This is a genomic window from Salmonella sp. 2018103, assembly GCF_026247685.1.
Lineage (GTDB): Bacteria > Pseudomonadota > Gammaproteobacteria > Enterobacterales > Enterobacteriaceae > Salmonella > Salmonella enterica.
Genome location: NZ_CP111029.1, coordinates 3,143,953 through 3,158,082, shown reverse-complemented (window position 1 = coordinate 3,158,082; position 14,130 = coordinate 3,143,953). Strand labels below are relative to the sequence as shown.

Sequence of the window (14,130 nt, the reverse complement as noted above, 5' to 3'; positions counted from 1 at the left end):
CTTAATCTTCTCAAGACTTCACGATCACTCACGGTGATAAGGGTGGTTGGTTGTGATGCTCCACGCCCGGTACAAACTCTCCGCGACCAGAACCCGAACCAGTGGGTGAGGGAGCGTTAACGCCGAGAGCGACCAGCTCTGTTCCGCTGCCGCTTTGCAGGCGGGAGATAATCCTTCCGGGCCGCCAATCAGCAAACTGACGTCGCGCCCGTCCTGTTTCCAGCGCTCCAGCTCATTGGCTAACTGCGGCGTATCCCACGGCTTGCCTGGAATATCCAGGGTAACAATGCGATTCTTACCGGCGGCGGCCAGCATCTGCTCGCCCTCTTTGTCGAGAATGCGTTTGATATCCGCGTTCTTGCCGCGTTTGCCCGCAGGGATTTCGATCAGCTCAAAGGGCATATCTTTCGGAAAACGACGCAGATATTCCGTAAATCCCGTTTGAACCCAGTCGGGCATCTTCGTGCCGACAGCGACAAGTTGCAGCTTCACGCATTAACTCCAGAGTTTTTCCAGTTCATACAGGCGGCGACTTTCTTCCTGCATGACATGCACAATCACATCGCCCAGATCGACGACAATCCAGTCAGCCGCATTTTCGCCTTCGACGCCCAACGGCAACATACCGGCCGCGCGCGACGACTGCACCACGTGGTCGGCAATAGACATAACGTGACGGCTGGAGGTGCCGGTACAAATAATCATACAGTCGGTGATACTGGATTTACCCTGAACATCTAAGGCGATGATGTCCTGACCTTTCAGGTCATCAATTTTGTCGATAACAAAATCCTGGAGTGCTTTACCCTGCAAGTTTTCCCCCTGGGTGAATAATTGCGTTATAACGATAGAAAAAAGGCCAACAGGCTGGACCGGTAAGGCGTTGCGAGTTAACGCTAACCTTCCGGCGGGACGCCGTGTAGTATACCTGAATCAGCGGCGATACCGGGACTTATGTCGCCGGATCGGCGTTTAAAACCAGATTATCATCCCATCCCACGTCACAGAAAGCATCGCCATTTTTGTAAAACAATTTCTGCAAAGCTCTGCAAGGTGAAAAAAGCCTGGCTGCGGAGAATAACAGCCTGTCGGGGGCTGTCAATGGGCGAAACCGCTGCGGCGAGAAAAAACGGAAAATTCATCACTCAGGCCGCCAGACGGCACGACTATTTAATACTTTCAGGGTGGCGAACCCTTCGCATATGTCGATTGCGCTCCAGCATCCCTGTTCTACCCGGAAATGCCATAGCGAGGCGGCGGGCATCGCGAGCAGACGGGCAATCAACAGGCTGAGTACGCCCTGATGGCTGACGATCAGCAGGTTCTGGCAATCGCTGAACGCGTCGAGTCGCGAGATAAAGCGCTCTACGCGCCGGGTAAAAGCCTGAAAACCCTCGCCATTGGTCGGAACCGCATTCTGCCAGTCCGTACACCAGGCGGCATAGCTTTCGGCATCTTCATGGGTGAGGTCGCGGTGATGGCGCATTTCCCAGTCGCCGAAGTACATCTCATTAAGCTCAGGTAAGATGTGTTGCGGCGTATCCCGGCCCTCCAGTACGAGCCGGGCGGTATGGCGCGCGCGCTCCAGCTCGCTGCATAACACCCGGTCAAATGGCGCGTGGCGCAATAAAGTATGTAGCGTTTTCGCCTGGCCAATCCCTTTTTCCGTTAACGGCGTGGGAGCATGTCCGCTATACAACCCGGCGACATTGGCCTCGGTTTCGCCATGACGCACCAGCCACAATCGCATGGTATTCCTCATGAGGTTAAATGCGCAAAACATGATAATGCCCCTGATTGCGCAACGTTTTTTTCACTAAAATAGCATTTTTTGGCCGGAGGCATAATGGCGTTATTCAACAGCGCGCATGGCGGTAATATTCGGGAAGCCGCGACGGTGTTGGGCATCTCGCCTGACCAGTTACTGGATTTTAGCGCAAACATTAATCCGCTGGGTATGCCTGTCAGCGTGAAACGCGCGCTTATCGACAATCTGGACTGCATTGAGCGCTACCCGGACGCCGATTATTTTCATTTGCACCAGGCGCTGGCGCGTCATCATCAGGTGCCGGCATCGTGGATACTGGCGGGAAATGGCGAGACGGAGTCAATCTTTACCGTGGCGAGCGGTCTTAAACCGCGTCGTGCAATGATTGTCACGCCAGGTTTCGCGGAGTATGGCCGGGCGCTGGCGCAAAGTGGCTGTGAAATTCGTCGTTGGTCTCTACGCGAAGCGGATGGCTGGCAGCTTACCGATGCCATTCTTGAGGCGTTGACGCCCGATCTGGACTGCCTGTTTCTGTGTACGCCCAATAATCCTACCGGCCTGCTGCCGGAGCGGCAGTTATTACAGGCCATTGCCGATCGCTGCAAATCGCTGAACATTAACCTGATCCTGGATGAAGCGTTTATCGATTTTATTCCGCATGAGACGGGCTTTATTCCTGCTCTTAAAGATAATCCGCATATCTGGGTGCTGCGTTCGCTGACCAAATTTTATGCCATTCCCGGCCTGCGGTTGGGATATCTCGTCAACAGCGATGACGCGGCGGTGGCGCGGATGCGTCGCCAACAAATGCCGTGGTCGGTTAACGCGCTGGCGGCGCTTGCCGGTGAGGTAGCGTTACAGGATAGCGCCTGGCAACAGGCGACCTGGCATTGGTTACGGGAGGAGGGCGCCCGGTTTTATCAGGCGCTTTGTCAGCTCCCCCTGCTGACGGTCTATCCCGGGCGGGCAAACTATCTGTTGCTACGCTGTGAGCGAGAGGATATTGATCTGCAGCGACGGTTGCTGACGCAGCGGATTTTAATCCGTAGCTGCGCTAACTACCCGGGGCTGGACAGCCGCTATTATCGTGTGGCGATACGCAGCGCTGCGCAAAACGAGCGTCTGCTGTCGGCGCTGCGCAATGTGCTTACCGGTATAGCCCCTGCTGATTGATGTAGTTCAGCACGTTTTCCGGCAACAGATCGTCGCAGGATTCGCCTTTTTCCAGCCGTTCGCGGATGAGGGTTGCGGAGATATTAAGCCAGGGCGTTTCCGCCAGGTAAATTTTACCGGCTGGCAACTGGTGCAGATCGTCCGGCGTATGGGTCAGATGCTGTTCCAGCCACTGCTGGTGTTGCGCCTGCGTCATTTCAAGGGGATAGCCCGGACGACGACAAACGATCAGGTGAGTGTTATCAAGGATGGTGTCGTAATCATGCCAGGTGGGGAAGTTAAGCAGAGAGTCCTGGCCGATAATAAACGCCAGCGGCGCTTCGGGACCCTGTTCTTCGCGCCATGCTTTCAACGTTTGCGCAGTGTAAGAGGGCGCGTTTCGCTGTAGCTCGCGTTCATCCAGCGTAAAAAGCGGCTTATCGGCGATAGCCAGCTCCAGCATATATTTACGCTGCGCGCTGGAAGCTTCCGGCTGGGGGCGATGCGGCGGCACATTGTTAGGCATAATAATCACCCGCGATAAGCCGATCAGATTCGCCAGCGTTTCAACAGGTTTAAGATGTCCATAATGCACCGGATCAAAGGTGCCGCCGAATAAAGCCTGTAACGATTTCATATCACCCATCAATAAATACGTCTGCCAGCGCCTTATGGCAGAGCAGGAGCGACAGCCCTTCAAGATCTGCCCATACTGACTGACCATAATCCTGTTTGAGCGTAATTTCTGTACGCGTCAGTAACTGCACGGCCTGGCGAAGCTGTGCAGGATGGAGACGCTGCAACGCGTCGCCGATCATGGGGCGACGGTTTTGCCAGACCCGGTGTTTATCAAACAGCGCGCGTAACGGCGTATGCGCGGACTGACGTTTGAGATTGACCAGTAGCAGCAACTCTCGCTGGAGGGTCCGCAGCAGAATGACCGGCTCGCTGCCTTCAAGGCGTAGCTGTTGCAGAATATGCAGCGCGCGTTTGCTTTTCCCCATCAGTAACGCATCCACCCAGTGGAAAGGGGTAAAGTGGGCGGCGTCATTGACGGCCTGCTCCACGCGAGGAAGCGTTAACTTACCGTCAGGCCAAAGCAGCGACAGCCGTTCCAGCGCCTGCGCCAGCGCCAACAGATTGCCCTCATAGCAATAGCACAGCAGTTGGTTCGCGGCGTCATCCAGTTGCAAATTCTGTGCTTTCGCTCTGGCGGCAACCCAGCGGGGAAGCTGCGCCTGCTCCGGCGTTTGACAACTGACCTGAACGCTACGGTCTGCCAGCGCGGTATACCAGGCGGCGTTTTCCTGCGCTTTGGTGAGCTTGTTTCCGCGTACTATTAATAACAGGTCGTCATGCAGCAGCTCGCTCAGCGTGGCGAGTTGCTCATTCATTGCCGCGTTAGGCCCGTTTTCCGGCAGTTGCAGCACCAGCGTTTGACGACTGGCGAACAGACTCATCGCCTGGCAGAGTGAGAAAAGCGATCCCCAGTCGGTACTGGGATCGAGAGTAAAAGCGTGGTGCTCTTCGAAGCCTTGCGACGCAGCCGCCAGACGAATAGCGTCCTGACTTTCCTGCAGCAGCAGCGGATCGTTGCCCAATAATAAATATGCCGCACGCAGCCCTTCGTTGAGCTGCGCGCGGAGTTGTTCAGGATACAACCTGATCATTAGTTACTCAGCGTAGTGGAGACGCGTGCTGGCGTAGAGGCGGGCGCCGCCGTCTCATTGTCGGCGGTAGCCTCCTCTTTCGTCGCCTGAATATCCGCCGCGCGGACGCTGGTCAGCTTACGAATCAGCTGTTCAGCGGCTTTGTCGTACATCTCCTGAACGATCATGGCCTGCTCGTTATCCTTCGCCAACGCCATCTGCGGGTTATCGAAGAACGAACGGTACACTTTCGTGCTGATAGGATAGATGTCATGGCCCGGAATCAATACCGAGGCATTGACGGTCATCACCATCTGATATTCCGCCGTCTGGCCGTCCTGGAACACTGACGCCGTATCCTGCGAAATAGTCACCGTTCCAAGCCGCAGAGACGGAACGTCTTTGCGCGTTGTGTCTTTATCAAGCAGGTTTACGTTATTCAGCCGTAACTGATTACGTACCGCACGACTTAGCGGACCGTTCGGATCGCCGGAATCGAGGATCATCGTTTTCATTGAAGCCGGAACCTGCGTAGTGCTACGCAGATGCCAGCCGCATCCGGCGGTGACCAGCACCGCCAGAGATAACAACAGTGTTACCAGATATCGCACGCTTCCTCCCGCGCTTAGCCAACAACCAGATTGAGGAGTTTACCCGGAACGTAAATCACTTTACGCACGGTAACGCCATCAAGATATTTTGCCACCAGATGTTCCTGGCCTGCACGTTCACGCACCTGTTCTTCGGTGGCATCCACCGCAACGGTGATCTTACCGCGAACTTTACCGTTAACCTGCACGACAACCAGCGTGGTGTTTTCCACCATTGCCTGCTCGTCGGCAACCGGCCACGGCGCGTTGTCGATATCGCCTTCGCCACCCAGTTCCTGCCACAAGGTAAAGCAGACGTGCGGGGTGAACGGGTTAAGCATACGCACGACGGCCTGCAGCGCTTCCTGAAGCAGTGCGCGGTCTTGTTCGCCTTCCTGCGGGGCTTTCGCCAGTTTGTTCATCAACTCCATGATCGCCGCAATGGCGGTGTTGAACGTCTGACGGCGGCCGATATCATCGGTCACTTTGGCAATGGTTTTATGCACATCGCGACGCAGCGCTTTTTGATCTTCGCTCAGCGCATCGACGTTCAGCGCCGCGACAGGACCTTTAGCGGTGTGTTCGTAAACCAGCTTCCAGACGCGTTTAATAAAGCGGTTGGCGCCTTCTACGCCGGACTCCTGCCATTCCAGAGTCATATCCGCCGGAGAAGCGAACATCATAAACAGGCGTACCGTGTCCGCGCCATAACGTTCAACCATTACCTGCGGGTCGATACCGTTATTTTTCGACTTGGACATTTTACTCATGCCAGTGTAGACCAGCTCATGACCCGCTGCGTCTTTTGCTTTGACGATGCGGCCTTTTTCATCGCGCTCGACGATAGCGTCAACTGGCGAAACCCAGTTACGTTCGCCGTTCTCGCCGACATAATAGAACGCATCCGCCAGTACCATGCCCTGGCACAGCAACTGTTTAGCCGGCTCGTCAGAGGTGACCATGCCGGCATCGCGCATCAGCTTATGGAAGAAGCGGAAGTAGAGCAGGTGCATGATGGCATGTTCAATACCGCCGATGTAGATGTCGACCGGCAGCCAGTAGTTTGCCGCTTTCGAATCCAGCATTCCTTCCTGATACTGCGGGCAGGTGTAACGCGCGTAGTACCATGACGATTCCATAAAGGTGTCGAAGGTGTCGGTTTCACGCAGCGCCGGCATACCGTTAACGGTGGTTTTCGCCCACTCAGGATCGGCCTTGATCGGGCTGGTGATGCCGTCCATGACGACATCTTCCGGCAAAATAACCGGCAGTTGATCTTCCGGCGTCGGCAGCACGGTGCCGTCTTCCAGGGTGACCATCGGGATCGGCGCGCCCCAGTAACGCTGACGGGAAACGCCCCAGTCACGCAGACGGTAGTTCACTTTACGTTCGCCGACGCCTTTTTCCGCCAGTTTATCGGCAATGGCGTTAAACGCCGCTTCAAAGGCCAGACCGTCGAACTCACCGGAGTTAAACAGCACGCCTTTTTCGGTCAGCGCCTGTTCGGAAAGATCCGGCTCGGAACCGTCGGCGGCCAGAATCACCGGCTTGATGGTCAAACCGTATTTGGAGGCAAATTCGTAGTCGCGCTGATCGTGACCCGGAACGGCCATCACCGCGCCAGTGCCGTACTCCATCAGGACAAAGTTTGCCGCCCAGACCGGGATCTCTTCGCCAGTTAACGGATGAATCGCTTTATAGCCGGTGTCGACGCCTTTTTTCTCCATGGTCGCCATTTCGGCTTCGGCCACTTTGGTGTTACGGCATTCGTCGATGAACGCCGCCAGCTCGGCGTTGTTCGCCGCCGCTTTTTGCGCCAGCGGATGACCGGCGGCCACCGCCAGGTAAGTGGCGCCCATAAAGGTATCCGGACGGGTGGTATAGACGGTCAGGGTGTTATCGTAACCCTTCACATCGAAGGTGATTTCCACGCCTTCAGAGCGGCCAATCCAGTTGCGCTGCATCGTTTTTACGGTATCAGGCCAGTGGTCCAGCTTATCCAGATCGCGCAACAGCTCGTCTGCGTAAGCGGTGATTTTGATAAACCACTGTGGGATCTCTTTACGCTCAACTTTGGTGTCGCAACGCCAGCAGCAGCCGTCGATCACCTGTTCGTTGGCGAGAACGGTCTGATCGTTCGGGCACCAGTTAACGGCAGAAGTCTTCTTGTACACCAGGCCTTTTTTATACAGCTCGGTGAAGAACTTCTGTTCCCAACGGTAGTATTCCGGGGTGCAGGTCGCGATTTCACGGCTCCAGTCATAACCAAAACCCAGCGTTTTGAGCTGGTTTTTCATGTACGCGATGTTGTCGTACGTCCACGGCGCCGGCGCGGTGTTGTTCTTTACCGCCGCGCCTTCCGCCGGCAGGCCGAAGGCGTCCCAGCCGATTGGCTGCAGCACGTTTTTGCCCAGCATACGCTGGTAGCGGGCAACCACGTCGCCGATGGTGTAGTTACGTACGTGGCCCATGTGTAGTCGGCCAGAAGGATAGGGAAGCATCGACAGGCAGTAATACTTCTCTTTGCTCTCGTCTTCGGTCACTTCAAATGTGCGCTTCTCATCCCAGTGAAGCTGTACTTTGGATTCTATCTCTTCCGGGCGGTATTGCTCTTGCATGGCAGCCAGTAGTCCTGTTTTCGATACAGCTACAAATGTAGCTTTAGAGGTGGTGTTTAGATCCGCATAGCATAGCCCAAACACGCACGTCAAAACAGGGGGTAGAACATTTGTCGCGCCAGGCGTTCATGAGGAGGTGACGCAAAATGCGACACGACTGAGGCAAATTACCGCAGTTCCTGTCACCGCCAGATCGGCCCATAAAAATAAAGTCATATAAACCATGCAGTTAAAAAATGGCACGCCTTTTGATTAGGGAAGACAGGACTAAAGCAAAGGAGTTAATCGTGAAAAAAAATGCAGTGGTGATTCACCCTCAGGATTGCGTCGCGACGGCTATTACGGCGCTCAAGGCCGGCGAAACCGCCACAATGTTCATTGGCGAACGCGAGATAAGCGTTGTGTTACATCAGGATGTGCCATTTGGCCACAAATTCGCCATCTGCGATGTGCCTTTTCATGGCGAAGTCTATAAATATGGCGAATCCATTGGCCGCGCCACTCAGGAAATAAAAAGTGGCGACTATGTGCACGTCCACAATGTGGAAAGCGAACGCGGACGTGGTGACTGGAAATAATATAAAACAAGGGAAAATGATTATGAGCAATGAGACTTTTTTGGGTTTCCGCCGCCCTGACGGCCGTTTTGGCATCCGTAATTATGTACTGATTTTACCTACCAGCGTTTGTGCGAATAAAGTCGCCCAGGATATTGCCCGGCAGGTAAAAGGCGCGACATGGGTGAATAACGATTTTGGCTGCTGCCAGGTGGCAGGCGATGCGCGTCTGACGGAAAAAACATTGATTAATGTGGCGAATAATCCCAACGTCGGCGCTATTGTGGTTGTGGGCTTAGGCTGTGAAGGCGCGGAGCCGCTACGCATCGCAGAGGAGATTACCGCATTTGGCAAACCGACCTCCTGCATTACCATTCAGGAAGAGGGCGGCACGCTTAAATGTCAGGCCAGGGGAATTTCGCTGGCCCGCGACTATGCGCAACAACTCTCCATGCAAAAACCGCAGCAAGCACCGGTTAGCGAGCTGCTGCTGGCGATGGAGTGCGGCGGGTCAGATACGACATCGGGGCTGGCGTCTAACCCTTCCTGCGGGGTTGCCTCGGATAAGCTGATACGCTGCGGCGGAAGCTCAATTCTTTCTGAAACGACGGAATTTATTGGCGCCGAGCATGTGATGGCGAAACGTGCGGTGACGCCGGAGGTTGGTCAACAGCTCATTGATTTAGTGGTCGGCTGCGAGGTGCGAGCAAAAGCGCTGGGCGAGGATATTCGCGGGGGACAGCCGACGCCGGGCAATATTAAAGGCGGGTTGACTACCATTGAAGAAAAATCGTTAGGCTGTATGCATAAAGCGGGTCATGCGCCGCTACAGGGCGTACTGGAATATGCCGATAGACCAACGCATCCGGGCCTGTGGATTATGGATACCCCGGGGCAGGATATTGAATCTATTTCCGGCATGGTGGCGGGTGGAGCGCAGATCGTTATTTTTACTACCGGTCGCGGAACGCCTGCCGGTAACCCAATAGCGCCGGTAATAAAAATTACGGGTAATAAAGCAACGTGGGAAATGATGCAGGACAATATTGATATTGATGTGTCCGCCATTATGTCTGGCGAGGCTTCTATTACGCAAATGGGCGAGGAAATTTATCAGGAAATTTTACGCGTCGCGAATGGGAAAACGACTAAATCAGAAGATTTAGGTCATAACGAATTCTCTATTTATAAGATCGCGCCGACGTTCTGATACCAAATCGGGCAGCACCAGCTGTCCGGTTATCTCCTGGGAATAAGCTATGAAAATTAAAAAAACACTGGAACGTTTTCCTGGTGGTATGATGGTTGTACCGCTAATCATCGGCGCATTGTTTAAAACTTTTGCGCCGGAGGCGCTGGAAATAGGCGGTTTTGTCACCTCTATTTCGCATGGCGCAATGGCGATTTTAGGCATGTTTTTAGTCTGTATGGGCGCGGATATCCAGTTTAAAGCCGCGCCGAAAGCGCTGAAAAAAGGCGCTGCGATCACCTTTGCGAAATTTGCCAGCGGCGTGATTATTGGCATTCTGGTCGGAAAATTTTGCGGCCCGGATGGGTTATTAGGTCTGTCGGCTTTAGCGATTATTTCGGCGATGACCAACTCGAACAGTGGGTTATATGCCGCGTTGGTGGGGGAGTACGGCGATGAAACCGACGGCGGCGCGATTGCGGTAATATCGTTGAACGATGGTCCCTTTTTCACCATGCTGGCGTTAGGGTCGGCAGGCATGGTGTCGATACCCTTTATGAATCTGGTGGCGGTTATTATTCCCATTATCATTGGCATGATTTTGGGTAATCTGGATGAGGACATGCGCAAGTTTCTTAAACAGGGCAGCGTGGTAACGATTCCCTTTTTTGCCTTTGGGTTAGGATACGGTATTGATTTCGCAAGACTTATCACGGCAGGTTCTTCAGGCATTTTACTGGGACTCATGACGGTGGCGATTGGCGGATTTTTTAATATTTTCGCCGATCGTCTGACGGGAGGCAGCGGCGTGGCAGGTGCGGCGGTATCCACTACCTCTGGCAACGCCGTCGCGACGCCAGCGGCAATCGCGCTGCTCGATCCGCATTTTACCGACCTGGCGTCGACGGCGGCGGCGCAGGTGGCGGCCTCGACGATTATTACCGCTCTGTGCGCCCCCTTCCTGACCGTATGGATAAAAAAACGCTACGATCGTAAACTGAACCCAGCCGCCGCAGGCGGTTAGCGTTTCGGCGGAAAATAAATCACGACGGGCGGTCTCGCCCGTTCATAAACCAACAGGATGGTGAGTGATGAATAAGACGAAAGATATAGCCGCATCTCCTCTCTGTTTTGTCTCTCCTTACCCTCAACTGGCAAAGGCTGCCGAGGCGCTGGTCGCGCAGTTGGATTACGCCGTCACTATTCATCAAACGACGCTTAATCGTATCCTGGATGAGCTACCTTTATTAGAGTCCCGTGGGCACCAGGTACTGATTAGTCGTGGCGGCTGTGCGGAAATATTAAAAAAGCACAGTAAATTACCGGTAGTCGAAATTAAAATGTCCGGCTACGACATTCTTGATGCGCTTATCCCTTTTAAAGGACAAAAAGGCACTGTCGGTATTGTCGGCTTTTCCAGTGTGATCAAAGGATGCGCGCGCGTAGCGGAACAGTTAAATATTAACTATAAAATTTTTACCTTACAGGGAAATGATAAAGAAACGATTTCTTGCCTGAAGCGGCAATTAGCGTCCACGCCATTAGATTGCATTGTTGGCGATACCGTTTGTCAGGATTATTTTTCACCGCTGGGCTCGCAATTCCGTTTACTTGATTCCAGCCCCGCCTCAATAACCGAAGCTCTGGAAGAAGCCCGCTCATTATATCTGGCTTTTCGCAGCCAATTACTGGAGCGCCATCATCTGCAGCTGATTCTCGATCAGTTTGATAAAGCTGTTATCACGCTTGATGATACCGGCGCGTTACTGCATTACAATAAATATGCGAGCCAACTTTTTAAAGTTAACGCCTCCGGTGAAATTTATGACGCGTCTTTCCTGAAACAGGTATTGCACCAGGAGCGGCATACATTACGCGAGGGAAAAACCGTCAGCGCGAAAGTCGTCGATACGCCGCAAGGCGCGATGGTGGTTAATCTGTATCCGGTATTTGCGGCCAGACAGTTAAGCCGGGTAGTGTTGACGATGCAAACCGTCTCCAGTTTACAGGGGGCGGAACATCATGTTCGCCGCCAGGAACTGTCTCGCCGCGGCTTGAGCGCCCGCTATCATTTCGACGATCTGCTTACCGAAAACCCGGAAATGCTGCGTCGTCTGGCGATCATTAAAAATTATGCCGGTACGGACGCGACTATCTTAATTAATGGCGAAAGCGGGACGGGGAAAGAGGTGCTGGCGCAAAGTATTCATAATGCCAGCCAACGCGTTAACGGCCCGTTTGTCGCCATTAACTGCGGCGCGATGGCCCCTCAGATTCTGGAGAGCGAACTCTTTGGCTATGTCGCCGGCGCATTTACCGGCGCGTCGCCGAAAGGCAAAATAGGCCTGTTTGAATTAGCGCACCACGGTACCATTTTTTTGGATGAGATTAGCGAACTGGATAAACCGCTACAGACGCGCTTATTACGGGTATTGCAGGAGCGGCAGATTATGCGGCTGGGCTCAGACCAGATGATACCTGTTGATATTCGCGTGATTGCAGCGACCAATCAGACATTAACGAAGCTCATTGCGGACGGGACATTTCGCGAAGATCTTTACTATCGGCTTAACGTATTAAAAGTGACCACCATCCCGCTACGCAAACGTCCGGAGGATATCAAAGCCATCGGCCTGTCGCTGCTTACCAGTTTCAGCCAGCATTATAAACGCCCGGCACTAACGTTAACCCCGGCGTTGTGGCAAGAGCTTCAGCGCTTCGCCTGGCCCGGAAACGTCAGGCAGTTAAGCAATATTATCGAACGGCTGGTGCTCTCTATTGATCACTCCCCGGCAACGCTGGATGAGGGCCGCCTCTTGCTGGACGATCTGGAAGAGGGGAGCCGACGCGAGCCAAGTACCTGCCACGACTGCCAGATGCTGGCTGGCGATTATAAAACGATTCGCCTGCGTATTTTGAGAAAATTATTAGAGGCGGAAAGGGATAATAAATCGTTAGTGGCGAAACGATTAAATGTCGATCGTACCTCGCTGACGCGCTGGATACGTGAGTCGGCCTGACAAGAATTTACAGACTCTGTGGGCAGCCTTGCAAAGCGTAACGCAAATAACGTCTATTATTATAGACAGTTAACGATCCAAGAGGTGAAGTGATGAACAAGGTTGCTCAATATTACCGTGAACTGGTGGCCTCATTAAGCGAGCGTTTACGCAATGGCGAGCGCGACATTGATGCGCTGGTGGAGCAGGCGCGCCAGCGCGTGATGCAAACAGGGGAGTTAACGCGAACCGAGGTGGACGAACTGACGCGCGCTGTCAGACGCGATCTGGAAGAGTTCGCCATGAGCTACGAAGAGAGCCAGGAAGATAGCGTCTTCTTGCGGGTGATTAAAGAGAGTCTCTGGCAGGAACTGGCGGACATTACCGACAAAACCCAGCTGGAATGGCGCGAGGTGTTTCAGGATTTGAATCACCACGGCGTGTATCACAGTGGCGAAGTGGTGGGATTGGGGAATCTGGTGTGCGAGAAGTGTCATTATCACCTGGCGGTTTATACGCCGGATGTGCTGCCGCGCTGCCCGAAGTGTGGGCACGACCAGTTTCAGAGAAGACCGTTTGAGCCGTGAGAGGAAGAGCGCCGGTGCGTCTTATCCGGCCTACCAAAAATCGTTCACGTAGGCCGGATATGGCGAAGCTGCCATCCGGCAAATATTACGCGTAAAACTTCAGCCGTTCCGCCAGCAAATCGACAAATCCCTGGCGGTCTACATCGACCATCACCGTTGCATTCGGCTTATTCCCCGTCAGGAAATAATAATCCACCACCGTCATCCCCTGGGTGTATTTCCCCTGAGTTTCCACGCCAACCCAACGCTCAACGGTGGTGAAAATCTCCGGTTTCAGCAGCCAGGCGATGGTGCATGGGTCATGCAGCGGCGCGCCGACAAATCCCCATTTTTCGTCTTTGTGGTACTCCATAAAGAAGTCCAGCAGTTCGGCGACGATGGTGGAAATCGGGTTGCCAATAGCGCGAAAGCGTTCGATATCGGCGGCGTGAATCTGTGCCTTATGCGTGACGTCCAGCCCGGTCATCACCACCGGAATGCCTGACTGGAAGACAATTTCGGCGGCCTCCGGGTCGACGTAAATATTAAATTCCGCAGCAGGCGTCCAGTTACCCAGCGCCATCGCGCCGCCCATGATCACAATGCGGGCGATTTTCGTATGCAGTTCAGGATGGCTATTCAGCAGCAGCGCCACGTTGGTCTGTGGGCCAGTGGAGACGATGGTGACTGGCTGTGAGCTCTCGCGCAGTGTTTTTGCCATCAGCTCAACGGCAGTGCAGCTTTGCGGGGCGAATGACGGTTCGGGCAGCGCCGGGCCGTCAAGACCGCTTTCGCCGTGAACGTTATCGGCGATAATCAGTTCGCGCATGAGAGGTTTCACCGCGCCGCCCGCCACCGGAATATCCGGGCGTTTGAGCAGTGTCAGCATCCGCAGCACGTTGCGCAGGGTCTTCTCCGGCGTCTGGTTGCCGGCGGAAGAAGTGATCGCTTTCACTTCCAGTTCAGGGGAGGCGAGGGCGAGAACGAGGGCGATCGCGTCATCATGACCCGGATCGCAATCAATAATAATGGGCAGTGCCAT

General features: G+C 54.1%; 14 protein-coding genes. 6 read left to right on the top strand and 8 right to left on the bottom strand.

All coding sequences use genetic code 11. The features are described from left to right. Window positions 1–24 precede the first annotated feature (24 nt). From rlmH to OLG56_RS15400, 3 genes are all read right to left on the bottom strand, one after another. Entirely contained in the window at window positions 25–492 is a 468-nt protein-coding gene (gene rlmH / locus OLG56_RS15410; protein ID WP_000776107.1) for a 23S rRNA (pseudouridine(1915)-N(3))-methyltransferase RlmH, read from the bottom strand. A 3-nt stretch (window positions 493–495) separates the two neighbouring features. Further along, window positions 496–813: a ribosome silencing factor gene (gene rsfS, locus OLG56_RS15405; RefSeq protein WP_001161670.1), complete on the bottom strand. Its 318-nt coding sequence runs from the start codon at window positions 811–813 to the stop codon at window positions 496–498. A 328-nt stretch (window positions 814–1,141) separates the two neighbouring features. Further along, window positions 1,142–1,750: an adenosylcobalamin/alpha-ribazole phosphatase gene (locus tag OLG56_RS15400; protein WP_001241918.1), complete on the bottom strand. Its 609-nt coding sequence runs from the start codon at window positions 1,748–1,750 to the stop codon at window positions 1,142–1,144. Window positions 1,751–1,846: 96 nt separating this feature from the next. Between OLG56_RS15400 and cobD the strand changes: the two genes are divergently transcribed. Continuing rightward, window positions 1,847–2,941, top strand: a complete 1,095-nt coding sequence (gene cobD / locus OLG56_RS15395; protein ID WP_023208128.1) for a threonine-phosphate decarboxylase CobD — start codon at window positions 1,847–1,849, stop codon at window positions 2,939–2,941. Here the strand turns inward: cobD and nadD are convergent. The 4 genes from nadD to leuS are packed head-to-tail and all read right to left on the bottom strand — an operon-like array spanning window position 2,916 to window position 7,777. Further along, a complete protein-coding gene (gene nadD / locus OLG56_RS15390; RefSeq protein ID WP_001518902.1) occupies window positions 2,916–3,557 on the bottom strand; it encodes a nicotinate-nucleotide adenylyltransferase in 642 nt (213 codons plus the stop codon). The two genes, cobD and nadD, sit on opposite strands and share 26 nt — an antisense overlap. 1 nt (window position 3,558) lies before the next feature. Continuing rightward, window positions 3,559–4,590 (bottom strand): DNA polymerase III subunit delta, encoded by a 1,032-nt coding sequence (gene holA / locus OLG56_RS15385; protein ID WP_000620491.1) that lies wholly within the window; start codon window positions 4,588–4,590, stop codon window positions 3,559–3,561. Then, window positions 4,590–5,180, bottom strand: coding sequence for an LPS assembly lipoprotein LptE (lptE, locus tag OLG56_RS15380; RefSeq protein ID WP_001269950.1), 591 nt, complete (start codon window positions 5,178–5,180; stop codon window positions 4,590–4,592). The genes holA and lptE overlap by 1 nt, the downstream gene beginning before the upstream one ends. 14 nt (window positions 5,181–5,194) lie before the next feature. Next, on the bottom strand, window positions 5,195–7,777 hold the full coding sequence (gene leuS, locus OLG56_RS15375; protein ID WP_001157916.1) for a leucine--tRNA ligase: 2,583 nt from the start codon (window positions 7,775–7,777) through the stop codon (window positions 5,195–5,197). 236 nt (window positions 7,778–8,013) lie between these two features. Between leuS and OLG56_RS15370 the strand changes: the two genes are divergently transcribed. The 5 genes from OLG56_RS15370 (at window position 8,014) to OLG56_RS15350 (ending at window position 13,109) form a co-directional block, all read left to right on the top strand. After that, complete coding sequence (locus OLG56_RS15370) at window positions 8,014–8,355, top strand: UxaA family hydrolase (RefSeq protein ID WP_001574029.1); 342 nt, start codon at window positions 8,014–8,016, stop codon at window positions 8,353–8,355. A 16-nt stretch (window positions 8,356–8,371) separates the two neighbouring features. Continuing rightward, window positions 8,372–9,544 carry a UxaA family hydrolase gene (locus OLG56_RS15365; protein ID WP_001562318.1) on the top strand — a complete coding sequence of 391 codons (1,173 nt, stop codon included), beginning with the start codon at window positions 8,372–8,374 and terminating at the stop codon, window positions 9,542–9,544. 49 nt (window positions 9,545–9,593) lie between these two features. Beyond that, window positions 9,594–10,547 carry a 2-keto-3-deoxygluconate permease gene (locus OLG56_RS15360; protein ID WP_000694477.1) on the top strand — a complete coding sequence of 318 codons (954 nt, stop codon included), beginning with the start codon at window positions 9,594–9,596 and terminating at the stop codon, window positions 10,545–10,547. Window positions 10,548–10,614: 67 nt separating this feature from the next. Next, a complete protein-coding gene (locus tag OLG56_RS15355) occupies window positions 10,615–12,543 on the top strand; it encodes a sigma-54 interaction domain-containing protein (protein ID WP_001044186.1) in 1,929 nt (642 codons plus the stop codon). 92 nt (window positions 12,544–12,635) lie between these two features. Beyond that, window positions 12,636–13,109, top strand: coding sequence for a zinc ribbon-containing protein (locus OLG56_RS15350; RefSeq protein WP_001044886.1), 474 nt, complete (start codon window positions 12,636–12,638; stop codon window positions 13,107–13,109). A gap of 85 nt (window positions 13,110–13,194) precedes the next feature. Here OLG56_RS15350 and rihA read toward each other — a convergent pair whose 3' ends face one another. Beyond that, the gene (rihA, locus tag OLG56_RS15345) at window positions 13,195–14,130 is read right to left on the bottom strand and encodes a pyrimidine-specific ribonucleoside hydrolase RihA (protein ID WP_023213791.1); all 936 of its coding nucleotides are present in this window, start codon (window positions 14,128–14,130) and stop codon (window positions 13,195–13,197) included.

Bases quoted from the DNA above. Each gene is read 5' to 3' on its own strand.
- OLG56_RS15355 (WP_001044186.1), top strand. From the start codon at position 10,615: ATGAATAAGACGAAAGATATAGCCGCATCTCCTCTCTGTTTTGTCTCT.
- OLG56_RS15360 (WP_000694477.1), top strand. From the start codon at position 9,594: ATGAAAATTAAAAAAACACTGGAACGTTTTCCTGGTGGTATGATGGTT.
- OLG56_RS15365 (WP_001562318.1), top strand. From the start codon at position 8,372: ATGATTATGAGCAATGAGACTTTTTTGGGTTTCCGCCGCCCTGACGGC.
- leuS (WP_001157916.1), bottom strand. From the start codon at position 7,777: ATGCAAGAGCAATACCGCCCGGAAGAGATAGAATCCAAAGTACAGCTT.
- rihA (WP_023213791.1), bottom strand. From the start codon at position 14,130: ATGGCACTGCCCATTATTATTGATTGCGATCCGGGTCATGATGACGCG.
- OLG56_RS15400 (WP_001241918.1), bottom strand. From the start codon at position 1,750: ATGCGATTGTGGCTGGTGCGTCATGGCGAAACCGAGGCCAATGTCGCC.
- OLG56_RS15370 (WP_001574029.1), top strand. From the start codon at position 8,014: ATGGCACGCCTTTTGATTAGGGAAGACAGGACTAAAGCAAAGGAGTTA.
- nadD (WP_001518902.1), bottom strand. From the start codon at position 3,557: ATGAAATCGTTACAGGCTTTATTCGGCGGCACCTTTGATCCGGTGCAT.
- OLG56_RS15350 (WP_001044886.1), top strand. From the start codon at position 12,636: ATGAACAAGGTTGCTCAATATTACCGTGAACTGGTGGCCTCATTAAGC.
- holA (WP_000620491.1), bottom strand. From the start codon at position 4,590: ATGATCAGGTTGTATCCTGAACAACTCCGCGCGCAGCTCAACGAAGGG.
- cobD (WP_023208128.1), top strand. From the start codon at position 1,847: ATGGCGTTATTCAACAGCGCGCATGGCGGTAATATTCGGGAAGCCGCG.